The sequence below is a fragment of the Treponema sp. J25 genome, assembly GCF_004343725.1.
Classification (GTDB): domain Bacteria; phylum Spirochaetota; class Spirochaetia; order Treponematales; family Breznakiellaceae; genus J25.
This window is the reverse complement of record NZ_PTQW01000005.1, coordinates 18,853-44,612: the sequence shown is the minus strand read 5'-3', so window position 1 is coordinate 44,612 and position 25,760 is coordinate 18,853. Positions and strand designations below refer to the sequence as shown.

Genomic DNA, 25,760 nt, shown 5'->3' with positions numbered 1-25,760 from the left:
TATAGATTGAAGGTCTATGCAACAGCTACAGGACCTTCATCCGGCCCTTCGTGCGGATCTAGAAAAAAAAGGGGCCGATATTGAGCGAACCCTTCAGTTACTGAGTATTCTTGAACACAACAAGGGGGATAGTTCTTCTTCCGACTCAGAAAAACACCGGCTTCCCAACCCAGACAATAGTCAAATTACGGACTTTCACCGTTCTTTTTATTCCATTCCCCTGTCTAAGGTAGAAGAACTCCTTACCCGCCACGGCCTAGCCGGCCCTGTGGAACGGTGGGGCACGCGACAAGGGAATCTCCTTACCATGAGTAAGCAGCAACTCCGTCTTCTCGGTATTTACCTGTACCCCTTTACAGCCTATGGGGTCCTCAATGGGGGATCCGCCACTACCTATGGGGACAGCAAAAAAAATCGAGAACTGGCTCCCCTTTTGTACGACCACTTTCAATCGTATTTTGATTCCTACGGGCCGATAATTAAAGATAGTCCAAAAGGTATTACTCCTGCCTTCCTGCAAGCCGATGGGAGTGCGGGGCCTTCGTTTATTCTTCTCAAAATGCGGTCCCTTCTTATACATGCCTTGGAATATCGTATCCTTACTGGCGATAAGGAACGACCTCTTCTCCCTTTTTTTCAGATGACAAGCCACAGCACCACCACAAAACTGGAGGAAACCTACAAGGAATATCGGGCTGATCCCCTTCTTACGGAGCTTATCCAACGAACCGGCACCGATCCCACCTGTTCCCTTGGGGCGTGCCAGGGGCTTTTAGCCGCCATAACCCATAGCAGCGAAGGACTTCCTCGCCGAATTTTTGATCGGGCCTATGGGAGACCCCATGAAGGGCTTGCCTTGCCAGGGGGACATGGAGAAAATTTCCGAGTTCTTGCACCGGTGTATCAGGCCCTCTATGATCAGGGGATTCGGTATGTATACTTAGGGAATGTAGATAATTCAGGGTATACCATCGATCCAGTAGAACTTGCCTATTTTGCCCTTTCCGACGCCACCGGGGCCTTTGAGTTTTCCCTGAAAACCCCTATCGATGTGAAAGGAGGGGTCCTGGTAGAGACGACCACAGGCCGTCTTTCGGTCCTCGACATTGGGCAGGGAATTTCCCGGGAAGAACTTACTCTCCAGGAACAGCAAGGGAAGCCGGTCCTCTTTAACTGCGCAATCGGACTCTTTAAATTGGACTACCTCCTTCCCCGGCTTTCTTCGATTGCAGACCAATTGCCCCTCCATGTAAGCGATCAGGATAAAGAGGCCGGTCGCTACGCCCAGATTGAACAGAGCACCTGGGAAGTATTAGGTCTTCTGGAACATCCCCTTATCATTCAAGTAAAGAAGGAAGAACGTTTCCTTGCAGCAAAAATGTTCATGGAAACCCTCCTGGCAAGTCCCGTGAGTGCCCATCTTATGAAAACAGAGGGAATCCCTGACAACCTCCGCCATACCGCTCGGCTCCTCCAACAGGGATTACAACAGCTTTTACGCACCGAATACGGGTTCTTCTTAAAAAATAGTATCCCCTTCTGGGAACCCTATTCCGTCCAAGAGCTCGAACAGGCCCTCCAGCAGACCCTTGTAAAAAATGCCTGACCTACCAGGGGCATCACCACAACACCCCCAATCCATTTCCTTGGGGAGAGTAACTTTACACATCCCGAGGATACGGGGGTGGAGGAGCGCTGGAGCCCCGAATTACCAGTTCGGTAGGCAAGATAGCGGAGGCCACCACCCGCCCCTGAATAAGATCGAGTACGGTCCGCACCGCATAGGCCCCTTTTCGCATGCCCGGCTGCCGGACCGTCGTAAGGGGTGGATCCATCAGAGAGGCAAAGGGAATATCATCCATACCCGTAATGGTGATATCCCGAGGGATGGAAAGCCCCACCTTTCGACAGGCCAGGTAAGCCCCAAAGGCAGCGGAGTCGCTCATACTCACAATGGCCGTAGGGGGTTTTGAACGAAGGATAGGAATCAACAATTCTTCTGCCGCTTCCATGGTAACATCCACGGGATACACCCGTACTTCAGGGCTCTGGAGACTCAGCCCATAGGATTGAAGGGCCCGTTCAAAGCCAGCGGAACGACGATCGACCGTACGGGAAGAATATTCTTCCCGCGTTCCCGGTCCGTCAGACTTTAGCGCTAGAATGATAATATCCCGATGCCCCAGAGAAAGCACATAGTTCATGATGCTTTCCGCGGCCATCACATCATCGATTCCCACGTTAGGGATTCCCGATTCTGCATCCCCATCAATGGTCACAAAGGGAACATGGCGTTGCCGAATAGTAGCGGCCAATTCGGGAGAAGCTTCCACCCCTAAGGCAATAAACCCATCCACCACGGCCGTACGAATAGCATGGGAAAGAAAGCCCTTTACGGGGGGCAGAATCGTTAAAAACAGATCTTCCTGGTGGCAGACCGAACCAATACCCCGCAACACTTCCGAAACATAGGGATTCCGAAAGGTATCTTGAATAGCCTGGGGGAGCAAAACCCCGATGGCCCCTACCCGCTTCTGGGTCATAGAACGGGCCACCGGATCAGGTACATACCCTTCCCGTTCGGCAATTTCCATGATCCGCTCGTAGGTGGAGCGGGCTATTTTAGAAGGATCATTAAACGCAAAGGAAACGGCGGTTTTCGAAACCCCCGCGAGTTCTGCTATTCGGGAAATCGTCGGTTTCATATCGCTGTATTATAGCAAAAATTCTCTCACTAACAAAGGTGGGGCACATAAAAAAGGCCCCGAACTTAGGAGGTACGGAAGTCCGGGGCCACTCTATAGGAGGCGTATGCCAGGCGCCGGACAGAATCGAACTGTCGCATAAAGGTTTTGCAGACCTCTCCCTTACCGCTTGGGTACGGCGCCAATGACGGAAACTACTATAGCAAATGAGGGACCCCTCTGTCTAGTCTTTTTGACCCATACAGTCTGCACAAAAACCTAAAAAATCAAGCCGATGACCGAGGACAGGTCGGTTCAGAACCGACGCCGCTTGTGCATCAAGCTCCGCATTAACCGGTAAGGGCACATCTTCAACGCGCCCACAGCGAAGGCAAATATAGTGGTAATGGGGCTTCGTATCCCCATCAAAACGATCGGGACCGCTCCCATTCTGGAGAATCAAAATTTCTCCCTGCTCTCCCAGAATCCGGAGATTCCGATATACCGTGCCAAGACTTAAACGGGGCATCGTTGGCTTGAGTTCATTATACACCCATGCCGCTGTCGGATGGGACTTTGTAGAACGGAGAACTTCCAGGATTCGCTCCCGTTGCCGGGAATGTTTATACTTTTTAGGCTCTTTCTTACCTTCCATACCGTATATTCTACTGCTCCTCTGTGATTTTTTCCAACCTATCTTAGTTTTTTAGGGATAAAATCCCCCCGATGGTTTACTTAAAAACCCCCACCATCGACAAGTCTCTCAGTTCATCTGTCCGAGGGGGCGTCGCCCCTAAACAGAGTCGATTTTCAGTCCCTTTCCACAGGATACTTCCAGAGCTTTTCCTGAGCATCAGAAAGAAGGTAATAGGCAAAGTCCCCTTCCTCCTGCACCGTTCCCCGAATACTTTCTCTCCGAAGCCTGATTTTTCCTCCCCCCCCGGGAAGATCCACCGCCAGCGCGGGCAGGGCAAGACTGGAAAGCCGAACCGCAAGCTCTTCATAGAGCCCTATGGCCCGCTCCAAATTACACCGGAAATGACTCGTCCCCGGCGCAAGGTCCCCCTGAAAAAGGTAGTACGGGGTTATCCCCACCGAAAGTAGCCCCCGAAAAAGTATCCTCAGGGTTTCCACATCGTCGTTGATTCCCTTAAGGAGTACCGTTTGACTATGCACGGGGATTCCTCCTGCCACAAGACATTCCAGGCCCTGGACCACCGGTTTTGCCAATTCCCGGGGATGATTTATGTGCACCACCACTCGAAGAGGACGATGGTTTCTTAAAAGATCAATGAGGTCCTTATCGATTCGATCGGGCCAGGTTACGGGTATACGGCTTGCGAGGCGAATAAAAATTCCCGGTGAGGCTTTTCGTAGTTCCGTAAAAAGCCAGGCAAGTTTAGCGGTATCCCCCATAAGGGGATCCCCACCGGAAACAAGGACCTCTTCTACTTCTCTGTGGCAACCCAGGTACTCCTGAATGGGAGCAAGCTCCGCAGGCCGAATAAAACCCAGGGCACCGGCAGTCCAATCCCGCCTGAAACAATGGCGACAATACCCCGCGCAGGTACCGTTAGCAAGCAGGAGCACCCGATCTCGATATTGATGAACCAGGCGGGGCAAAGGACTATAGAGCTCGCTGCCGAGGGGATCCGACAGTTCCCAGGGAAGTCGGATATTTTCGCGGGGGTCAGGGATACACTGACGACGAAGCGGATCAGCGCTATCGCTGCCGGCAAGGGACGCATAAAAGGGAGTTACCCCAAAGGGGAGCCCCCTTCCCTGTTCAAGTTCCTGAATATACGCCACCTCTGCGGGCGTTAAAGAAGCGGCAAGAGAAGGGGGTAACTGTTCAGGTCGGGAAAGAATACGCATCGATCTACCACACAAGGGGGACTCTTACTTCGATTGCTAGGGAGCCAAAAAATCACCGCTCCTGCATCATCAGGGTAGCCATGACGGTGGCATCTCCTAGAATATTCGCTATGAGGACATACTCATTCGGTTGGTGGGCGCTTTCTTCAAGGCGGCCCCACACTACCGCATCGATATTCTCGTTGCGCAAAAAGGCCCCCACCGTGCCTCCGCCGATCCCAATGGGCCGGGTGGTCACGCCGTATACCTTTTGTACCGCCTGAGAAAGCAGGTGCACCAACGGCGCCTCGGGACTTGTGGCCTTCGATTCTACCCGCTGCAGGATGCGGTATTCCATTCGCACGCCCCGCTTCTGGGCAACCTCGCCCATGATACGGTCCACTTCCGCGAGAACCTCCTGGACCGGATAGCAGGGTAAAATCCGCATGTCCATACAAAACACATCTTCCCCGGGGATCGTATTCACGTTGGGCACATTGCCCTCATGCTTAGTGGGCTCAAAGGTAGAACGGTCCGGCTCAAAGAGGGGATCCCGCTGGGGAAACCGCAGGGGAAGCTCATCATGGAGGCGGACCGCCAGTTCACAGGCCGCAAGATGGGCGTTGGCCCCCTGGTCAGGTCGGGAGCCGTGGCATTGCTTCCCGGTGGTTCTTATTTCGAGCCAGAGGAGATTCTTCTCCGCCACTTCGATCGTTTCGCCCCGGGGATCTCCCCCATCGGGGATAAGCACCATATCGTCGGACTTAAAAAGGGACCGATTTTTAAGGAGCCACTGAATTCCATATTCACTGCCCATTTCTTCGTCGGCCACGAAGAGGAGCTTCACCGTATGGGGCGGAACGATATCCTGCTGGACCAACGAAAGGGCGGCCAGGACCGAAGATACGAGGCCCTGTTGATTATCCTCTACTCCCCGCCCAATAAGCCGATCCCCTGCATCTACCACCGTCCAGGGGTCGCTGTTCCAGAGGGCCCGTTCTCCCGGGGGAACCACATCGGTGTGGCTCATGATCCACAGACGCTTGTCGTCCCGTTTCCCGGGAATGGTGGCCACCAGGTTGGGACGAATCCCGGAGGGAACCCGACTATCGGGGGCATCATGGCGCTCTAACTGGGTAATACCATGGGCTCGGAGCCAGCCTTCAAGATAGGTAACCTTATCAAGTTCTCCTCCCCCTCCTGATTCAGGTGAAAGGGCGGGCCGACGGGTAAGCTCCCGCTGGAGTTCCACCACGAGATCACGACTTCCTGCAATGTACTGTTCTATCCTTGTATCCATAGGGCTTCCTTACAATATATGATGAGCGGCTTTACCGCGCATGGGGGCGATACACCTCCCAACTGGTTTGCACCAGGGTATCTACGTCAGAGTACTTCGCCTGCCAGCCTAAGAGTTCCCGGGCCTTCTTTGCCGAGGCGGTGAGCTTTGCCGGATCGCCAGGACGCCTTCCTACAATTCGAGCCGGAATAGGACGGCCCGTAATACGTCGGGCGGCCTCGATAATTTGCAGAACCGAAAGCCCCGTTTCGCTCCCCAGATTCACGGTAAGGCTCGTATTGTGCTTCATGATGTATTCCAGGGCAGACACGTGTCCCACCGCCAGGTCGTTTACATGAATATAATCCCGCACCCCCGTGCCATCAATGGTATCGTAATCATTCCCGAAAACCTGCACTTCCGGTCGAATACCGCAGGCGGTTTCCATCACCACAGGTAAAAGATTGGCCGGATTTCGCTCAAGGCCCCGAATACGGCCCTGGATATCGTAGCCCGCGGCATTAAAGTAACGAAGGGCCGCATATTTTATCCCCTTAAGCTTATCATACCACGAAAGGAACCGTTCTATTTCAAGTTTGGTAAACCCGTAGTAGTTTTCTGGGTTAGTTGGATGTTCCTCGTCGATGGGGAGATACCGGGGCTCACCATAGGTGGCGGCGGAAGAAGAAAAAACAATATACCGTATCCCCGTGGCACAGGCGGCATTCAAAATATGAATGGTTCCATTGATGTTGTTAAGCGAATATTTTTCTGGTTTGATCATCGATTCCCCTGCCGCCTTAAAGGCCGCAAGATGCACCAGTGCATCGAATCCCTCAGACATCACTTTTTCCAGGAAGGGGTAATCCATGATGTCTCCCCGGATAAACCGTTCTTCGGGGAATAGATTTTCCTCCGTCCCCGAAGAAAGATTGTCAAACACTACTACCTCATGGCCCTGATCCAGAAATTCCCGGGCCACATGGCTACCGATATAGCCTGCGCCTCCAATGACAAGTATTTTCATGTGTGCTCCTTTCGTAGCTCAGAACGGAGGGCCCCCAATTCCAGGGCACAACGCTCCCATTCTGCGTTTGCCGCTTCTATTAAACGGGATACCTCTGTAAGGGCTCCCTGTAATTCCTTAACTCGCTGCCCCTGCAGATAGGTAGCGAGATCCGCGAGGGCAGCTTCGATACTCTGCTTTTCCGCTTCCAGTTGTTCGATGCGGCCCATAAGTTCTGCTTCCTGTCGTTCAAGACGCCGGATTTGGGCCTGTCGCTTCTTTTCTTCTTCCCGATAACGGGCCGCCGCCGAAAGGCTCTGCTCTTTCGGTGGAGGAATCCGGGCTGTCTCCTGAGGAAGGGCCGATTCTTGTTCAATCCGCTCAAGGTAATAGGCGTAATTCCCATAAAAAAGGCGCCCCTGTCCTCCAGAAAGCTCCAGGGTTTTTGTCGAAAGGGCCTCCATGAAAGCCCGGTCATGGGACACGAAGATCACCGTCCCCGGATATTTTTGCAGGGCCTCCAGGAGGACATCCTTGGAATGAAGGTCCAGGTGATTCGTCGGTTCGTCCAGAATCAGGAGGTTCACCGGATGGAGCAGCAGCCTGAGCAGGGCAAGGCGGCTCTTCTCCCCTCCCGACAGAACCGAAACGGTCTTGTACACATCGTCTCCCCGGAAAAGGAAGGCCCCCAAAAGGTCCCGCAGTTTGGGAATAAGGTGCAGGGGAGCCTCCGCCTCCAGGGTTTCCAGCACCGACTGAGAACCGGTCATGGTTTCCGCCACATCCTGGGAAAAATAGCCAATCTGTACATCCGTACCCAGAGTAAGGGTTCCCTCGTAGTCCGTATCAAGACCGGCGATGATCCGCAGAAGGGTCGTTTTCCCCGCCCCATTGCGGCCGACCACTAACAGTTTTTCTCCCGCCTCCACAAGGAGATCCAGGTTCCGGAACACCCGGTGGTTCCCGTAGCTTTTGCCGAGGCCTTCCAGAACTAAGACCCTGCGGCCGCAATGGGGCGGCGGCGGCAGTTCGATATGTATGCGCTTGAGGGACTCGGGGATCTCGATTCGATCCATTTTTTCAAGCCGTTTGATCCGATCCTGCACAAGCGAGGCCCGGGCCGCATTGTAGCGAAAGCGGCGGATAAACTCTTCGGTTCGGGCGATTTCTTCCTGCTGGGCTTCGTACTGGGCCAGGAGCGCCTCCAGTTCACCCTGTCGAATTTTTTCATAGGTACTGTAATTACCCACATACCGGCGCAGGGTGCCCTGAAACAACTCATACACTTCATTCACCGTCACATCGAGAAAATACCGATCGTGGGAAACTATCAGGTAGGCCCCCGGGAATTCTCTAAGCCACCCTTCGAGCCAGGTACGGGCTTCTACGTCCAGGTAGTTGGTAGGCTCGTCGAGAAGCAGAATATCGGGCCGTTCCAAAAGCACCTTTGCGAGGGCTATCCGCATCTGCCAGCCCCCAGAAAATACTTCGACAGGACGATCCCAATCGGAGCGTTCAAAACCGAGTCCCTCCAGCACTCGGCCAATAAACTGTTCCCGTTCGTAGTATCCTGACCGGGCTATTTTTTCCTGAAGCCGGTGGTATTCATCTAACAAAGCACGGGTCCGCTCATCCTCCTCTCGGCTCTGGGCAAGCCTCTCGCCCACCTGCTCCATCTGCTGGATGAGAAGCTGGATAAACCCAAAGGCCTGTTCTACCTCTTCCCGGAGGGTTTTACCCCGGTGAACAATACCCGATTGGGGAAGGTAGGCAATGCGACTATCCCGATCCACGGAGCGTTCACCCCGGTCAGGCTGAATCAGGCCCGCCACAACCTTCATTAAGGTCGATTTCCCAGAGCCATTAGCCCCTGTCAGGGCTGAACGAGAACCGGGACCAAGGAAAAGGCTTACGTCCTTCAGGATATCCCTATCCCCATAGGCAAGGGAGACTTTGGTACACTGGACAAAGGCCATCGGTATCCCCTAGCTCCGGCGGTTCTCTGGAATAAGCCAGCGGCCGCTCCCTAAAAAGAAAGGGGGGGGCTCGATTCCACCAGAGGTCTCTCCCTTCTGGAAGCGAAGAATAAGGGGCGCAGGGGCCCGACGCAGCACCTGTACCCCATCCACAGCGCTGGAGGGAACATACTCCAGGATAAGCTCGCTGTTCTGAAGGGTGTACAAAAAGGTAAGGCCCAGTTCTTTCCCCTGACCCGACGAAGAAGACTGGGGGGAATTTTCTGATGCAGTCCCTGCCTGCGGTGAAGACAAAATCAATTGGAAAGCCCCTTCATAGAGAGAAAGGAGTTCTTCGGGAATGTAGAGACCAGTAATTACCTTTCCCCGGGCAGGTCCCCGAAACGGAATTATTTGAGGGAAAAGCACTTCATAGTCTTCCCATTGAAAATTCCCTTCGGGCAAAAAAGAAAGGGTGCCATAAGTAGGACTTCTCCAGAGGGATCCTTCGTTCCGGAGTTGATCATACAGGGCAAGCCGTCGTTCCTCTTCCTGACGAATCCAATCTTCCACTGCTACAGGAAGAAGGGTATACTGAAAAAAGCGCCGTTCCTTCCCTGATTCTTGAATCTCCACATCCAGTTGATCCTTTTCTGCAAGACGCATCTGAATCGGTGTGCCGGCAAAATACCAGGTGTGTTCATCCTTTCTTTCGATAGAGGTAAATCGATAGCTCTTTTCAAAATCGGGCATACGGATATGTACTATGCCTCCCTCAAGGGATGGAAAGAACCCCCACTTTTCTGATACCCGATTAAGGTCCACCATCTGCTTTTCATACATCGAACGATACCAGAGGGGTACCCATCTACTACCAAGAACAAGCTCTAATTCTTCATCTGTGGTGGAACCCTTTTGCGTCTTTTCTGCCTGGGACTTCTCAGAAACTGCAACCTGTTTTTCAAATATTCGCAAGCGATAGGAAAAGCAGTAACCGCTCACGCCATCATCGGTCAACACTTGAAGCCATTCACCGGGGAGTGGCCCATCGGCGCCCATAACCGGGCTTCCTTTCACACTGGCCAGAATCTTTACGATCTGCCCCTCCCGGAGCCGATACACCCGCCGGCCATTATTATCGGGGCTATCCCGTATGGGAAGCCCATCCTGCAGGGTCTCGCCATACAGGGAAGCAAAGGGAGCAAAGGACGCCGCCCACTGCTGGGCCTTGGATTTCTGTTTAAAAAAGTTAATCTGCCAGAGGGGCACTTCTATTTTATCCTGGGTCTCCCCGGCGGGAGACTTGCTCAACAACTCCTTTGGTATCCCAATTACCCAAACCTTATCGATGTTAGAACGAATATAGACCGGTACCACCGTTCCTGCGGGGATAGAATGAGCATCAATGGTCCAGAGAACAACCCCCCATCCCATCGGACGAGTACAGGAGAGGGGAAGACTGAGCAAAAAACCCAGTACAATCATATAGAGAAGGCTTCTTTTTTTATCCCTTTGACTACCAGCGTACATATACGTACCATACGAAAAATAATAAAAAATTGCTAGATCGTCCGCCCTCTCCCCATCGCCTTTCACCAGGAAAGATGTTCCAGGTGTTTTGCAATCCAGGTTCCCACTAAGAGGCGTAAGCGTTCATAGGGGGCAAGTTCATCTTCCAACACTATTTCAGCAAAAAGGAACCCCCCGGGATTTTTTAAATTCCCCAGATGCTTCTGAATCCAGCAGGAAAGGGGAACCCCCTTTCTTTCACCTAGATACTGTTCCATAGCGATACGCAGGTCCTGAAAAATGGGGATCATTTTTTCTCTGGTCTGTTTCCTCTTTCCTTTAAGACAAGTATTGATCGCTTCCTCTAACATATCCATCACCAGCGGAGAAAGCAATAAAGGGTCAGAAAGATATTGCACCAGCACCGCATAAAACTCTTTTCCTACCCCCAGAATTCCTGCCATAGCAAGGGTAATCTCATCCCGTACATACGGAGCAGGATGTTCATAGCGGATCACATCGAGGAGCACCCCCAGGGACTCCATCGAACCAAGAATTTCCAGGGCCAGGGCGCCCATAATCTGGAGTCGGGGATTATGAGAAGAGCTGACCACCTTTTCTATAAGAGAACGGGATTCTTCGTCCCGAAGGCGCGCCAGGGCTAGTAGGGCTTCTCCCGCCAGCATGTAGTCTTCCGAAAACACGGCCTGTCGCAAGAGCGGAATGGCTTCTCGGACCCCATGGTTGCCGAGAATCCGGGCTGAAGCATAGGCGGTGGTAAAGGGATTGTGCACCACATCTTCCATAAGGGCGTCCCGGGCTTCTGGTGAAAGGTCTTCCAGAGCATCGATTGCCCGAAGGGCTTCGAGGCGAACCATAAGCCGGGGGGAACGCAAACGGGTAAGCAAATCTGAAAGGGCCACCGGCGACGGATTTTCGTGGAGGGCTTCGAGCAGGGCCTGTTCTTCTTCAGGTTGGGTAGTCTTTTCAAGCTTATCCAGAAGAGTAAGGGCCCGGAGATCTTTAAATGAAAAGATTACCGCTAACGCTCCCCGCAGTGGCAAGGCTCCCAATCGGATTAATTTTCTCTGCCAGTATAAAACCAGTATGGTAAGGAGACTCAAAAATCCATAGAGCATCCGGAAAGCCCAGAGGGGAGAAATTCCCCACTGACCAACCATATCAAGAAATACCCCCGCAACAAAGGAACCAAAGGCACCCGCAAGACCATAGACAATATAGTACAGAATACCCAGGTCCAGAATATCTGTAGGGCGAACTAACCCAAAAAAGTACGGTTGAGCCACTCCTTCGGTCCCTGCAAAGGCAAAGTTCACAATAAAAAAGATCGTACAGAGCAACACCACTATTACGTTCTGAGAAAAAGGATAGGCTTCTTCTGATGAAAGAAGATTCATCGCTGGTGATAAAAGTACCAGGGCAAGGCCTAAAAGAGCAGTAAAGGTAAAAGATACATATAGGGGTTTTGCACCGATTCGATCCACTAAAAGACGGGTAAGCAGGCCTACCATCAGCGCCCCTATCCCCCCAAAGACAGAATAAAAGGCGATCATCCCATCACCCTGGTGGTATACCTGCCTTCCATACACCACAAGGAACGAACGGGCTACCGACGAAACAAAACTAAGGGTCAGGAAAATCACCATGAACCGTCGGAACGGTGCTCGAGCAAAGGCATGTTGGACAGTAGAAAAAAAATCCTGCTCCCCCGCCGGATTTTCTCGCGCCGGTTCAGGAATACGATACAGCATAAAGCTACTAAAAATTCCTGCCCCAATTCCAAACCCGAGTATTAACGTATACATCAAAAGAGGGGGATTTCTCCCCAATAATAGGGCCAGAAGCAGATTGGTTACCAGGGAAACCCCACTCCCAATGATTTGAATGGTGGTCATATAGGCCCCCCGATCAGGGCCCGCCGCAAGTTCATTAAGGACCGGGTTATTGCCAATCATTCCGACCCCGCGGGTAATATGAAACAGGGAAACAGAGAGCAACAACAAAACAAGGGCGATATCAAGACGTGCCCCCTGTACCGCAAGGGGAATAAAAAGGATGGGAATCATGCCCACATACCGAAAAAGCCAGGCCGTAGCAAAAACCTGTACGATAGGATGACGTCGCACCAGGTATTTTCCGACGGGCATAAAGAAAAACGACGAAAACACCAGGGCATTTAATACGCCGATCACCGTGGCAGAGACGCCCAGCCGTAGGGCATACAGGGTGATGATATTACCGCTCAGGAGCGTAAAGGCAAGCCCGTTCAGGGTATTAAAAATATTATATAACGACCGGGCTTTTTTTAATTGGTACGGACTTAAATGAAATTGCATTGGTTTGATAATAAAACAGGGAAGTCAAAAAATACAAGGGCTATCCCCGACCAGGCAGGATTTCCCCCACAGCGCTATCCCATTCTCATCACTAGATAGAAAGCGCCACGCCTTCTTTTGAAAAAGGCCGTTGCTTTTTACCTTACTTCTCCTTTAGGAACCACACACATTTCAATTTCCTTAAGGAGTCTTTCTTTCGTCTCCTGGGGAGCAAACGAAGAAAGTACCGTATTTTTAAGTATCTTCATACCGTCGCTGAGTTGAACTCCATTATAGGAGAGGAAACGACGATATTCGTCGTTCAGTTCCACATCAAAAAGATTTGGATCATCCGTGTTCAAGGTTACCATAAGGCCCATCGGATAAAACGAATAAATGGGATGATCTTCATAGGCCGATACAAATTTTCTGGTCACAATATTGCTGGTGGGACAGATTTCCAGGGGAAGTTGGTGTTCTTTGAGATACTGAAGCAGTTTCTTGTCGTAAATAGCGCTGGTACCATGCCCAATCCGTTCCGCATGACAATAATTTATAGCCTCCCAGATAGATTCGGGCCCCACTTCTTCTCCCGCATGGACTACTCGGTGGAATCCTGCTTCCCCAGCCTCTTTGAAAACCCGCTCATATTCCTTACAAGGATGGTCGATTTCTTGCCCTCCAAGGCCTATCCCAATAATGCGATCGGTACTTTTTTTGGAAAGATATGTCTTAAGAAGCCGTAAATTCTGGGCCGCATTTTCATACCCAAAGGTCCGGGAAACGTCAATAATGATGCGGATATCAATACCACCCCGCTTAAATTCCTCCGAAAATACTTCCACAATAGGATCTACAAAATCATGGAAATCCACAAAGCCCTGACGGATAACCATCGAAGGAGAAAGATAGGTCTCCATGTACCAAATATTGTTTCGCCGGGCATAGGCTACCACATCCTTTGCAAGGAGTGAAAAATCCTCTGGGGCCCGAAAGAAGGACTGTAGAAAAAAGAAATTCCGAATCATGTCTTCAAGACTCGAAATCTGTAACAACTGCCGGAAGCTTTGTTCATCCTTATAGTTTTTGTTAATTTTGTATTTTTTGTTCAGCTCATAGTACGTAGCAAACTGTACTGTGGCTTCCGCGTGGATATGGATCTCTACTTTTGGTAACTTTTGTATCATGTTCATATCACTAGAACATCCTTTTGTTGCATGGCAATCGTACTGTAGTTCCAATTATATAGCGAAAACAGAATAAATCAATCAACTTATCGGCAAAATAGGAGTTTTTCTGTAGAAAAGGCTCTTTTCCTTCGTTTCAAAACCAAGAAATTCAAAGGGAATTTCATCTTTGACATGCCTATTCCTTTTTTTCTTAAGAAATGATACTGTTATTTCTATGAAAACAACCACCATTCCAAACCGTTCAGAAGTACCTACCGAATATACCTGGGATCTCTCGAGTTTGTATCCCAGCGATGAAGCCTGGTATAAAGACCTGGATCTTTACGAAGAAAAAGAAAAACTGATCGGAAATTTCCGAGGCACCCTCGGAGCATCCGCGGAAAAACTTGCAGACTGGCTCGATTTTTACCGGGATCTGGGCATTCTAGAAGAACGACTCGCCTACTATTGTGAACTTCGGCAAACCGAAGACGAAGGGGCCGCCGCCGCCCGAGCTATGACGGGCCGTTTTACCATTATCCATGCCCGCATAAATACGGCCTGTGCATGGGCTATCCCTGAAATTCAGGCTATCCCCGATGAAAGAATGGCCCAGTTTCTGGAGCATCCTCGTCTTGAAGAATACCGTATCTACCTAAAAAAGATACTTCGCTGGAAACCCCACATTCTCAGCGACCGGGAAGAACGACTTATCGCCATGATGTCCGAATCAGAAGGAACCTGCCAGGAGGCCTTCTCGGTGCTTACCAATGTGGATATAGACTTTGGAAGCATTGATACCCCCGAAGGTCCCCGTCCCCTTTCTCAATCGACCTGGTCCAGTTTTATGGAAAAACCCGACCGGGATCTCCGGCGCCGGGCATACAAAGCCTTTTATCAACAATTTGAACAACACAAGAACACCCTGGCCACGCTGTACGCTGGGTCTGTTAAGCAAGATGTTATTAAAGCCCGCCTTCGGGGGTTTCCCAGTGCCCGGGCAATGGCCCTCTTTCCTGACCGGGTAGATGAAGCGGTCTACGATAATCTCGTGGCCACGGTAAATCGTAACTTAGGCCCCCTCCATCGCTATTACGAACTCCGAAAGCGGGTGTTAGGGGTGCCAGAGCTGCGACACTATGATGTATACGTGCCGCTTGTTCAAAGCGTAAAGCGAACTACTCCGTGGGAAGAGGCGGTTGATATCATCAGTAAGGCCCTTGCTCCCCTGGGAGAAGAATACGTGCACACCCTTCGTTCAGGCCTTCTGGGGCGTTGGGCAGATCGCTACGAAAACAAAGGGAAACGCTCAGGGGCCTTTTCTGCGGGAAGTTATACGGGCTTGCCATACATCCTTATGAACTACAAAGAAGACGTGATCCGAGATGTCTTTACCCTCGCCCACGAAGGGGGCCATTCGATGCACTCCTGGTATTCGTCCCGGAATAATCCCTTTATGCACTATGGGTATACTATTTTTGAAGCAGAGGTGGCCAGCACGTTTAATGAGGAACTTCTGTTCCGGTATCTGGAACAAGAGGCTGAAACAAAGGAGATGAAAACCTATCTTATCAACAAACGGATCGATGACATCCTTGCCACCCTGTACCGCCAGACCATGTTTGCCGAATATGAGCAGCGGATCCATAGCTTAGAAGAAGCGGGGGAACCCCTTACGGTGGATAGGCTCCGCAGCGAATATCGAACCTTACTGGAAAAATACTTTGGACCAGCCATGGTGTTTGAACCAGAAAGCGACATGGAAGGGCTGCGGATTCCCCATTTTTATCGGGCCTTTTACGTGTACAAGTATGCAACGGGGATCTCCGCGTCCCTGGCACTGGCAGAACGGGTGCTCTCAGGAGGCGAGAAAGAACGGGCAGATTACTTTACCTTCCTGAAATCCGGTGGGTCCCGCTATCCGATCGAGGCACTCCAGGTCGCAGGGGTAGATATGGGGAGCCCGGAACCGATTGCCCAGGCGTGCCAGACCTTTGCGCAGCTCGTGGAAAGACTGGAACAACTCCTTGGTTAAAAGAGACCATGTATACAAATCTCTTCCAAAGCGAGTTCGACGGTTTTGATAAAAAAGTCTAGTTCCGCCCGAACCCGTTTTAAAAAGGAAATGTCTTGGGTGGGGGGGATGCTTCCCTCCCGCCCTGCCCACTCCGGGAAATGGGCCCACAAATAATCCAGGTCAGACAGGAGCTGTTCCAGTTCTGCCGGGGCAGTATCTTCTGTACCCTGAAGAAGCCCCACGATCCGCTCTAGAGTTTTTTTCTCATCCTGTAAAAACAATTCTACCTCTTTTCGAGCCCAGGGGGAAGTAGAAGAAGAACCAGAGATTTGCGGCACCCCTTCTGGATTCTCTCCAGAATCTGCCATTTCTTCAGACAGAAGCGCCACCAATTCAGCGATGGTTCGCCTGGGGAATCCCAGATCAAGACCCCAGGGCCTCAGATCAAATATGGCAGGATGATGGGAAAAGTGGCGCACACAGAGTTGCTGGTACTGCAAGAGGGCCGGGTCGGTTCTGAGGGCCAAAAAAGGATGAGCTAGGGAACGACTTTTTTCTCGAAAGCTTTTTTCCCCCTGAATAGGAGAAAAAAAACGGGTAAGACGATAGTGTGACTCCAGAAACCCCGGGGCTCCTTTACAATGGAACTGTTCTAGGGTATACGAAAAATCAAGACCTGCTACGAACAGGGGTCCAGTGCTTATCTGGCGAGCCAGGGCAAGCATGGTAAGTCCCACCGAACCCATGGGAGGGACCTGCAGAGGAAGCAGATTTCGATTGCTAAGACGAGAAAAAAAACGCAGGGATGTCCAGGGCGTATAAAATAAATAAAAAGGCGCCGTTTTAAACACAGAAAGCCGAGGAACGGCGGGAAGGCTACAGAGATCAAGGAGAAGGGCAACATCCTTTTCTTGTATGCCTACAAAATCCCGGAGATTCCACCACTGGGCTTCCTGCACCACCACAAGATCCGGAATAATCCCATACAAAAGAAGGGTCCTCAGGGCGGTATCCACACAGAGTATCTTAAAGGGCCGTTGTTTTTTCTCTTTTACCGAAGGTAAAACATGCACTAATGAGGAGAGGGTTTCGTCCAAACTCGGGCCAGCCCCACAGAGAAGAACCGGCACGTTTCCCCACGAAAGGGATCGGGCATCATAGCTTTGCGGAAGCAACGCCAGGTTGTGAATAAAATTCCGGGCATAACGTCGTCCCAGCCTGGTAAGGGTCATAGCGTTAAACCAATCCAGGGCAATACTTTCTTCAAGGAGCCTTACTATTTCCTGGTATCCTGCGGGGTGGATCTGCCAGCCAGCGGTAATTCGCAGTAGTTCTACGCGCCGGAATCGCCGGGGCCCCCAGGTAGTCCGGACAAAATTGATCACTTTTTCTGGAGAAGGAGTACAAAGGTAAGGCAGAGAAGAGACTTCCTTACAGAACTCACAGAACTCGGTAACGCTTACCTGATACAGGAGAGGGTCGAGCTCAACACAGAGCAGGGCAGCACCTCTCGGGAGTCGGGCAACGAGACGGGGAAGCCCATACCCAAAGAGCGGAGAAGCCACCACGTACAGGGTATCTTCTTTTAACGGGAGAGCCTCTACCACCCGTTCACAGCCCCCCTCGGCATCCCGCGGAGAAAGAAGATACCGTTCTTTGTAATAGATGGTGTATCCCCGGCTCGTTGCGCTAAGCCGGGGAGCTTCCTGTTCCATCACCCTACTGAGACTGGCTGAGGAATTGTTTTACAAATACTTCGTAAAAATTGTCCTTTAGTTTTTTACTTGCTAAAAAGTAGTTACGTACCGTCTGTTCCGAATACTGACCAGCCACATAATTGTAATAAAAATCAATCACCGCCAGGGATGATTCTTCAGGACGGGATTCTTCAGTAGGATACAGGAGAACCACCGAATCTCCCAGTACAAAGGGGTCCGACGGGTTCTGGAGGGGAGTCGAAAAAGCATATTTCCAGAATTGCTCATTCGTTGCTACCCCCTGAAGTTCAGAAATAGCATTAGCAAAGGAACTCACCGGACGGAACAGTTCCACATCCCCATAGTTCAGCGGGACTGGTCCAAAGGTCTTTTTTTCCAATTTATACGCTGAAAGGGCCGCATCGAGGCTTTCATTTTTTATCCGAGTAGCGAGAGTTTTAAGCTCATTCATAAGATAGTCTTCCATGCGCCCCCGCTCAAAAGAAAGGATATAACTGCGGGCCTTGGCCAGAACGGTCGCATCCTTTCCCGAAGAAGGTACCGGATCTGCTTCACAGCGAAAGAAAGCCCACCCTGTGGGAACTTTGACAACCTCGCTGATTTCTCCCTTTTTCAACCCGAAGACTTTGGTACGATTTGCCTCATCAGGAATTTCTGTTTTTAGTTCATAGGCATACTTTATTCCCATATCACCGTTTTTATCGGCATATTCGTCCTTCGAATGGGTTTTCGCGGCATCCTCAAAGGAAATAGTTCCTTTCTGGACATCGGACTGAATTTTTTTAGCATCCTTTTCGCTGCTGGTAATGGTGATTTTAGAAAAGTGGTACACCGTAAAAAGATCGGCATGGGTCTCTACAAATTTTTCTACTTCATTATCAGGATAGGAAGAAAGCGGCAATGACACAAGCACAAAGCTTCGCTCCGGCGCTGCCATCGATTTGATAAACTCTTTCTCTTTAGAAGGTATGCGAAGGCCCAATAGGTCTCCCATATAATAGTTCATGGCAATCTCATCGGTAAGCTCTTTCCGCAAAGAAAGTCGATCCGTTTCCGAAACCTGTTTGTATTTTATAGCGGAAAAGCGCCCGTTTTCCTGAAATTGAGGCAGTTCCATTATCCGTTCATCTACCATGCTTTCCGGGGTAACAAAGCCCGCCGCGGCCATTTCTTTTAAGGCAGCGGTACGAATGACCGTGTTTTCGAAGGCGGCCCGCCATACCTGGAAGGCCATAAATTGAGAATTGGTGGCCCCTGATTGCCGTACCCGTTCGATATAGTAATCCCGTTGCTGAGCAAAATAATTACCGGGAATAAACTCAATCGGTGTCCCATCATAGGAACCAAAGGCAATTCTTCCTGTCTGAATACCCTTATCATCCGGAACCAGGGCGGGCACAAAAATAAATGCCACCACCGTTAATACAAGGATAAGAATCGTTCCCGTAAATAAAACAGGATGTTGTCGAAACCGATTAACCAGTTCCTGCCAGCCTTCGGTTTTCTGCGGATCCTTCCCTTTTTCCTTCTTTGCCATAGGATAGTGTACCTCTCTCTTTTAAGCTCGATGCCATACACCGGTATGAGGGCGTGGACAATTCAAAACCATACCATGCCCGTTTTTTCTCGTCAATGGATTGTGAGGGGAAAACCAGGGGGTACTAGCTTATTGTTTGTTAAGGCAGAAACGGATCTTCGCAGGCTCTAATAAACAGGTTCCAAACGGAAAACTCCCCCATTTCTCTCATCCGTTAATATATACAACAATCCGTCTGGTCCTGTCCGCACATCCCGAATACGTCCAATTTGTTGATATAAGAGGATTTCCTCCTCAACTACCTGTTCGCCATTCAGTACAAGGCGACGGAGGTGTTGTCCCACCAGGGCTCCTACAAAGAGGTTTCCTTTCCATTTGCTAAATCTATCGCCGGTATAAAAGGTCATCCCTGAGGGAGCGATAGAAGGGGTCCACTGCAGAAGGGGCTGTTCCATACCCTCTTTATGAGTTCCCTCTCCAATAGGGGTGTTTCCTGAATATTCCCTCCCATAGGTAATAATGGGCCACCCATAGTTTGCTCCCGGTATGAGAACATTAATCTCATCTCCTCCCCTCGGGCCATGTTCATGAACCCAGATTTTTCCCGTATCAGGATGCACCGCCATCCCCTGAATATTCCTATTCCCATAGGTATAGATTTCCGGAGCCACAACCCCAACGCCTGTTATTCCTCTGTTCCTTTGGCTTACCCAGGGGTTATCCTGGGGGATCCTCCCATCAGGGTGAATTCGCAATACCTTCCCTGCCGTATCCGAAAGGTCCTGAGCCCGATTACGTTCTCCCCGCTCTCCGGTAGAGATATACAGCATTCCGTCCCTTCCAAAAACGATTCGAGATCCAAAATGAAGACCCGAAGAAGTCTTTTGTTTCATGTCATACAGAACTTGAAGGTCCCACAATTGATTTCCCTCTAAGCGAGCCCGGGCCACCGCTGTTCCAGAGGTTCCCCGGGGACCAGGGGCGGCATATGAAAAATAGACCCATCGATTTGTGCTGAATGCCGGATCCAGAGCTACATCGAGGAGCCCCCCCTGTCCGGAGGTCACCATCGACGGTAATCCAACCACTAATTGTCTCGTTCTCCCTTCCCTCAGGATCCACATTCTGCCAACCCGTTCAGTAACAAGAAGAGAACCATCGGGAAGAAAGGCTAGCCCCCAGGGATATTCCAGGCCAGAAGCGATTCGTATAACCCGGAATCGTTCTAGCCGGGAAGATATTTCGGCTATAGGGGTGTTTTCAAAGGAGAATGCCGATTGAAGCATTATACCGAAAAATAACATCCAAATGACTAATTTCTTACCATCTATATCTTTCATAGTTGCTTCCTTTCATTTCTCTAAGCTAAGCACCACATCCCCCTTTGTTGAAGAAGGAAAAAAATTATTTCCCTTTCTCTATTCCCAGGTTTCAGGGCCCCCACCACAAATACTATACTAAAAAAGTAATAATTAGGACGATAGGGGACAACTTTTTTATTTGACTTTTCCTCAATTTTGATTTCTTTTCCCTGGCGGCTAAAAATCATAAGAACTTAGAGAGAAATTTTCTTGCCAGATTTTAGTTTTTATTTTTCGTTTCCTTCGGGGAAGAAAAAAGATACCCCAGTGCAGGGCCTTGACAAGTTTTATATAGTTCGCTATAGTCATGCCCGTTACGGGGGCGTAGCGAAGCTGGTTATCGCGCTGGCCTGTCAAGCCGGAGATCGCGGGTTCAAGCCCCGTCGCTCCCGTGAAAGGGCTGTTTCGGACTATCGAAGCAGCCCATTTTTCTATCCAGTATCGGGTTGTAGCGCAGGGGCTAGCGCGCTTGGTTCGGGACCAAGAGGCCGTGGGTTCAAATCCCACCAGCCCGAAAAGGTTAGAAGGCTGGGGGGATTTGATCGGGAGCCTCCGCCGAGCGGATGCGAGGTAAGGCTCCCAGGACGGGAGCCGCCAGGAGGCTCCCGCGGCCCGCAGGGCAGCCGGAGGAACCGGATGCCCGGAGGGAAATCCCACCAGCCCGAAAAAAAAAGCTCCAGGATACTACCTTTTACTCAAAGCTGATATGTCCCACCTCTATATGGGTCCCCTGACAGAGAAGGAGGGCCCGTTCCAGACAAGCCCGAAGTTGCCGCACATTCCCTGGCCAATGGTAATCTTGAAGGAAAGAAAGGGCCTTACTCGAAATACTTGCATCGGGGAAGGCTGAATTTCTTAAAAAATATTCTACCAACAGAGGAATATCCTCTTTTCGTTTGCGGAGAGGGGGAAGCGAAATAACAAGATGAGCGATGCGATAGCGGAGGTCATCTCGGAACTTTCCTTTTTTTACTAATTCTCCCAGGTCTTTGTTCGTAGCGCAGATAATCCGGGTATTCACAAAGATGCTCGTGGTACTTCCAAGACGGCGCACCTCTCCATCTTCTATCACCCTTAACAGCGCTGCCTGCAAGCTATCGCTGGCATTACCGATTTCGTCAAGGAAAAGGGTTCCATTGTGAGCCAGTTCAAAACACCCCTTCCGCTGGCGGGCATCGGTAAAGGCTCCGACCTCACAACCGAATAACTCACTTTCCAGAAGAGAAAGAGGTATGGCACCTACATTTCGAACTTCGTAGGGGCCGTGGGCTCGATATGAAGAAAAATGGAGCATCCGGGCTACCAGGTCCTTACCGGTTCCGCTTTCCCCTTGAATGAGCACCGGATAGTGACTATCAGCATAAAAACGCACTAACTCACGAACCTGTTGAATAAAGGGAGATGTCCCAATAAAAAAAGAGCCTTTATGAATAGATAAAGGTCGTTTTACATAGCCTTCGCCTTTCTCGAGGTTTTTAGGGGCAGACGATGCAATGAGCCGCTTCAGTCGATGGGTAAGCATGCTGATAGTGTATGGTCGTGAAAGGTAATCCTGGGCTCCTGTTTTAAGGGCCCGAACTACAAATAGGGGATCGATGTGTTCCGAGATCACCATTGCCGGCAAGGGATGGGGAAGTTTCTGAAGATCCTCGAGAACCTGGAATCCGCTATATCCTCGAAGAGCTATTTCTAACAGCACCGCTTTGGGATTGTATTTTTTGATGAGCGAAACCGTTTCTCGTGGATTTAGGCAAGGAATTACTTCGTAGGTATCCTGCAGCGCAAAAGAAAGTTCTTGGATAGCCTCTTTCTTTTCATCCACATATACCACTCGATCCATGACCGCCTCGTGCAAATACTTGCGGTTCCTTTCTTTATATAGAAGAAGGTGGTTAACAAAGGGGTGACCACTTTTTTTCAAGAAAGGAAAGAAGCAAAGCCGAGATGAACTACTGCCGTTATGGGATATATATCTTTTCGATAAAAAAGCACAAAAAATAGAGCATTTTTTCCTTGACAAAATAAAAAAGTGTGCTACCCTTTATTTAACCGGTTAAATAAACCGGTTAAACGTAAGAGGTTTTAGGAGGAAAAACCATGAAACGAATCATGTTGGTAGGGGCTACCCTTCTGGTAGTAGCCGCTCTTATGTCCTGCGGGAAACCCGCGTCGGAGCCCAAGAAGCTCACCCTCATGCAGAATAAACCAGAAATCGATACCCAATTAAAGGCCTATGCGAAGGTATGGGGAGAAAAAAATGGGGTTCAAGTGACCATCAAATCCATCGGAGGGACCTCCGGCGGCATGGGGCCGCAACTTAAGGCCGATTACGCCGCAGGAGACATGCCCGATATTTTTGCTTTCGATGGTCTAGAATCCTACAAAGAATGGGAAAACGCCATCCTGGATCTTTCCAACGAACCCTGGGTTTCTAAGACCTCGGTGGCCTTTAAATACAACGGGAAAGTTTATGGGTTCCCCGTAGCAGTAGAAGGCTGGGGCATGGCCTATAATGCGGACATGCTCGCCAAAGCCGGTATCGATCCTAAAACCCTGGTAAATCTGGAAGGCTATCGTAAGGCCTTTGCGAAACTGGACTCCATGAAAAAGGAGTTAGGAATTACCTCGGTGGTTTCTATGGCGGCATCCATCGAAATGGGATGGGTAACGGCCCATCATAACTTTAACAGTCTCCTTTCTAATGGACTGCCCTATGGGGATCTTTCCGTAGTAAACGACCTTTTAGCAGGCAACGTGGACATGCAACGGCTTAAGGAATATGCCGATTGGGTAGAGTTGCTCTTTAAATACGCCGACAAAACCATCCTTTTAACAGGAAACTACGATGCCCAGGTAGGAGCCTTTGCTACCGGCAAAGCCGCTTTCCTCCATCAGGGCAACTGGGTAGATCCAAACATGAAGGCGGCCAACGCCACCTTTAAGATGGCCTTTGCGCCCCATGGTTCTATGGAAAAAGTTACCGATGGTATTTTTGTGGCTGCCCCTTCTTTCTACGCCATCTATAAGGACTCGAAGAACGTCGAACTGGCTAAGAAATTCCTGAACGACCTTGTTACCACCCCCGAAGGGCACAACTACATGGTAAAGGAAGCCCTGATGATTCCCGCCTTCTCGGGAATCGATCTCCAGCCCGAAGGACAACTTTCCAGGTCTGTCCAGGAATGGTCCGCCGCTGGCAAGGTGTATTCCTGGAATCAGTATTATTTCTCCGGGGATTTCCGGGACAAGGTGCTTGCTCCCATATATAATCAATTTGCGGCAGGACAGATTACGAAGGCCCAGTTTATCGACCTTATGGCAAAGGCCTTCAAAGATAACGCAAAAAAATAAAATAATAAACCCAGGACGGGGGAGAGCAGGTTAATCAACACAAGGGGTTTCCAGCTCCGGTTTTACCTTCTTTTTCCCCGGTTAGGCCGTAACACAGTATCACCCTTCAGGGACAAGGATCGTTGTCCCTGGGCCCTGAAGCAGTAAGCGTCCTGGTCCCTTGCGTCTCCGATGCAAGGGGCTTTTTAACCTACGAGGTATACCCATGAAGAAACATACCGAAAACGCCCTGGTATTCTGGTTATTTCTTATTCCTGTTCTCTTTGCCTTTCTTATGGTAATGGTGATTCCCTTTTTCTTGGGATCCTTTTATGCCTTTACCAACTGGTCTTCTTCGGCAAAGGCTGATGGAGGCCTGCGATGGGTAGGCCTGGCTAATTTTGTGCAGAGTTTTACCGATCCCTCCTTTCTGTATTCGTTTGGGATTACCCTCGCCTATACACTTATGAACATGGTGGTCATCAATGTGGTGGCCTTTTCGCTTGCCCTGCTGGTGACCAGTGAACTCCGTTTCAAACACCTGTATCGTGTGGCTTTTTTCATCCCCAACTTAATTGGGGGTCTTATTCTGGGCTACATCTGGCAGTTTATTTTTAATAACGCCATCCCTTCCCTGGGGAAATTTATGCCCGCCCTCGCCTTCCTTGCAGAACCGGACAATCTCATGCTCAGCAAGAACACTTCAGCCCTGGTCGCCATGGTGATTGTGGGGACCTGGCAATACGCGGGGTACATCATGATGATTTACATCGCAGCTATTGAAAACGTGCCGGTAGAACTCCACGAAGCAGCAAAAATCGATGGGGCCAATGCGTGGATGCGCCTAAAGGCAATTACCCTTCCCATGGCGGCCCAGGCATTTACGGTAACCCTCTTTTTGACCCTGGTAAATTCCTTTAAACAATTCGACGTGAATGTTTCCTTAACCAGCGGGGGACCTTCTACCATGCTCCTGGGAAAGCCTATTCTGGGAACAGAACTTTTAGCGCTGAACATCTACAACACTGCCTTCATATCGAACAAGCTTGCGGAAGGACAGGCCCGGGCGGTGGTGTTTTTTATCGTCCTGGCTATCATTTCGATTATCCAGGTATATGTAAACAAAAGAAAGGAAATTGAACTATGAAAGGCAAGAAATTTCCCCTCCTCATTGCCGAACTCATCACGGCTTTTCTGTTTGTGCTCTTTGTGTTTCCCTTTTACCTGGTGCTTATCAACTCCGCTAAAACCGCCTTTGAAGTAACCAACGTACCCCTCGACTGGCCCCAACGTTGGGGAAACCTGATCGATAATGTCATCAAAATCTGGACCAGCGAATCGGTTCGGTACCCTTCTTCTCTGTTATCAAGCGCCATCATTACCGCCCTTTCGCTCATCCTCTTGAATATTTTATCTGCCCAGGCAGGATGGGCCCTGGTTCGCACGAAAAACAAAACATCCAATACGATTTTCTTTCTGTTTGTGGCATCCATGGTGATCCCCTTTCAGATTGTTATGTTTCCCCTGCTTTCCTGGTTCAGAAGCGTGACCCAGATCACTGGCATCCCCCTCCTCCGGACCTACCAGGGAATCGTCTTAAGTTATCTGGGCTTTGGGTGTTCCCTTTCGATATTCATGTTCCACGGTTTCATAAAAACCATACCCCTCGAACTCGAAGAAGCGGCGACCATTGATGGCTGCCACAGGGCCCAGATTTTCTACGAGATTATTTTCCCTATCCTTACCCCCATCCAGGCAACCGTCATGGTGCTCAACGGCATCTGGATCTGGAACGATTACCTCTTACCCCTTCTGGTACTTGGCAAGGGGAATAGAATCATGACCATTCCCATTGCGGTTTCTAATTTTGCGGGGGCCTTCGTAAAACAGTGGGATCTTATTCTGACCGCTATTCTGCTGGCCATGGTTCCGGTTATTGTATTTTTCCTTTTTGCGCAAAAATACATTGTAAAAGGCATGATTGCAGGGTCGATAAAATAAGATG

Annotated in this window: 18 protein-coding genes and 3 tRNA genes; 7 read left to right on the top strand and 14 right to left on the bottom strand. The window is 50.1% G+C overall.

The genetic code is table 11. The annotated features are described in order from the left end of the window. The first annotated feature begins 16 nt into the window (after positions 1-16). Positions 17-1,606, top strand: coding sequence for a UTP--glucose-1-phosphate uridylyltransferase (locus tag C5O22_RS01200; protein WP_132779362.1), 1,590 nt, complete (start codon positions 17-19; stop codon positions 1,604-1,606). A gap of 55 nt (positions 1,607-1,661) precedes the next feature. On the opposite strand, the gene C5O22_RS01195 is transcribed toward C5O22_RS01200, so the two are convergent. From C5O22_RS01195 to add, 10 genes are all read right to left on the bottom strand, one after another. Then, entirely contained in the window at positions 1,662-2,705 is a 1,044-nt protein-coding gene (locus C5O22_RS01195) for a LacI family DNA-binding transcriptional regulator (protein WP_132779360.1), read from the bottom strand. A gap of 111 nt (positions 2,706-2,816) precedes the next feature. After that, positions 2,817-2,888, bottom strand: a tRNA-Cys gene (locus C5O22_RS01190). Between the two features lie 40 nt (positions 2,889-2,928). Continuing rightward, on the bottom strand, positions 2,929-3,339 hold the full coding sequence (locus C5O22_RS01185; RefSeq protein WP_132779358.1) for a Fur family transcriptional regulator: 411 nt from the start codon (positions 3,337-3,339) through the stop codon (positions 2,929-2,931). Positions 3,340-3,494: 155 nt separating this feature from the next. Continuing rightward, positions 3,495-4,559 (bottom strand): KamA family radical SAM protein, encoded by a 1,065-nt coding sequence (locus C5O22_RS01180; protein ID WP_132779355.1) that lies wholly within the window; start codon positions 4,557-4,559, stop codon positions 3,495-3,497. 52 nt (positions 4,560-4,611) lie between these two features. Further along, positions 4,612-5,838, bottom strand: a complete 1,227-nt coding sequence (locus C5O22_RS01175; RefSeq protein WP_132779353.1) for a M20 family metallo-hydrolase — start codon at positions 5,836-5,838, stop codon at positions 4,612-4,614. A 31-nt stretch (positions 5,839-5,869) separates the two neighbouring features. After that, positions 5,870-6,844 (bottom strand): UDP-glucose 4-epimerase GalE, encoded by a 975-nt coding sequence (gene galE, locus C5O22_RS01170; RefSeq protein ID WP_132779351.1) that lies wholly within the window; start codon positions 6,842-6,844, stop codon positions 5,870-5,872. Then, on the bottom strand, positions 6,841-8,799 hold the full coding sequence (locus C5O22_RS01165) for an ABC-F family ATP-binding cassette domain-containing protein (RefSeq protein WP_132779349.1): 1,959 nt from the start codon (positions 8,797-8,799) through the stop codon (positions 6,841-6,843). Before C5O22_RS01165 ends, galE begins: the two co-directional genes overlap by 4 nt. Before the next feature lie 9 nt (positions 8,800-8,808). After that, positions 8,809-10,263 carry an SH3 domain-containing protein gene (locus C5O22_RS01160; protein ID WP_165910356.1) on the bottom strand — a complete coding sequence of 485 codons (1,455 nt, stop codon included), beginning with the start codon at positions 10,261-10,263 and terminating at the stop codon, positions 8,809-8,811. Between the two features lie 107 nt (positions 10,264-10,370). Continuing rightward, positions 10,371-12,644 (bottom strand): MFS transporter, encoded by a 2,274-nt coding sequence (locus C5O22_RS01155; RefSeq protein ID WP_132779345.1) that lies wholly within the window; start codon positions 12,642-12,644, stop codon positions 10,371-10,373. 137 nt (positions 12,645-12,781) lie between these two features. Then, positions 12,782-13,816, bottom strand: coding sequence for an adenosine deaminase (gene add / locus C5O22_RS01150; RefSeq protein ID WP_132779343.1), 1,035 nt, complete (start codon positions 13,814-13,816; stop codon positions 12,782-12,784). Positions 13,817-14,027: 211 nt separating this feature from the next. On the opposite strand from add, the gene pepF reads away from it, so the two are divergent. Beyond that, on the top strand, positions 14,028-15,827 hold the full coding sequence (gene pepF / locus C5O22_RS01145; protein WP_132779341.1) for an oligoendopeptidase F: 1,800 nt from the start codon (positions 14,028-14,030) through the stop codon (positions 15,825-15,827). Here pepF and C5O22_RS01140 read toward each other — a convergent pair. The 3 genes from C5O22_RS01140 to C5O22_RS01130 all read right to left on the bottom strand — a co-directional run bounded on the left by C5O22_RS01140 (position 15,824) and on the right by C5O22_RS01130 (position 20,404). Next, positions 15,824-17,524: a 6-hydroxymethylpterin diphosphokinase MptE-like protein gene (locus tag C5O22_RS01140; RefSeq protein WP_132779339.1), complete on the bottom strand. Its 1,701-nt coding sequence runs from the start codon at positions 17,522-17,524 to the stop codon at positions 15,824-15,826. The two genes, pepF and C5O22_RS01140, sit on opposite strands and share 4 nt — an antisense overlap. A gap of 4 nt (positions 17,525-17,528) precedes the next feature. Further along, a complete protein-coding gene (locus C5O22_RS01135; RefSeq protein ID WP_132779337.1) occupies positions 17,529-19,064 on the bottom strand; it encodes a peptidylprolyl isomerase in 1,536 nt (511 codons plus the stop codon). A 167-nt stretch (positions 19,065-19,231) separates the two neighbouring features. Further along, positions 19,232-20,404 carry a PQQ-dependent sugar dehydrogenase gene (locus tag C5O22_RS01130; RefSeq protein WP_243692838.1) on the bottom strand — a complete coding sequence of 391 codons (1,173 nt, stop codon included), beginning with the start codon at positions 20,402-20,404 and terminating at the stop codon, positions 19,232-19,234. Positions 20,405-20,743: 339 nt separating this feature from the next. Here C5O22_RS01130 and C5O22_RS01125 point away from each other — a divergent pair. Both C5O22_RS01125 and C5O22_RS01120 read left to right on the top strand, forming a co-directional pair. Continuing rightward, positions 20,744-20,817: transfer RNA gene (locus tag C5O22_RS01125), tRNA-Asp, on the top strand. Between the two features lie 50 nt (positions 20,818-20,867). Beyond that, positions 20,868-20,940: transfer RNA gene (locus tag C5O22_RS01120), tRNA-Pro, on the top strand. Positions 20,941-21,116: 176 nt separating this feature from the next. Here C5O22_RS01120 and C5O22_RS01115 read toward each other — a convergent pair. Next, positions 21,117-22,265 (bottom strand): sigma-54-dependent transcriptional regulator, encoded by a 1,149-nt coding sequence (locus C5O22_RS01115; protein ID WP_132779335.1) that lies wholly within the window; start codon positions 22,263-22,265, stop codon positions 21,117-21,119. Between the two features lie 257 nt (positions 22,266-22,522). Here C5O22_RS01115 and C5O22_RS01110 point away from each other — a divergent pair, with 257 nt between their 5' ends. The 3 genes from C5O22_RS01110 (at position 22,523) to C5O22_RS01100 (ending at position 25,756) form a co-directional block, all read left to right on the top strand. Then, the gene (locus tag C5O22_RS01110; protein WP_132779332.1) at positions 22,523-23,776 is read left to right on the top strand and encodes an ABC transporter substrate-binding protein; all 1,254 of its coding nucleotides are present in this window, start codon (positions 22,523-22,525) and stop codon (positions 23,774-23,776) included. 205 nt (positions 23,777-23,981) lie between these two features. After that, positions 23,982-24,902, top strand: a complete 921-nt coding sequence (locus C5O22_RS01105; RefSeq protein ID WP_132779329.1) for a carbohydrate ABC transporter permease — start codon at positions 23,982-23,984, stop codon at positions 24,900-24,902. Further along, positions 24,899-25,756, top strand: a complete 858-nt coding sequence (locus C5O22_RS01100; RefSeq protein ID WP_132779326.1) for a carbohydrate ABC transporter permease — start codon at positions 24,899-24,901, stop codon at positions 25,754-25,756. Before C5O22_RS01105 ends, C5O22_RS01100 begins: the two co-directional genes overlap by 4 nt. Positions 25,757-25,760: the final 4 nt, after the last annotated feature.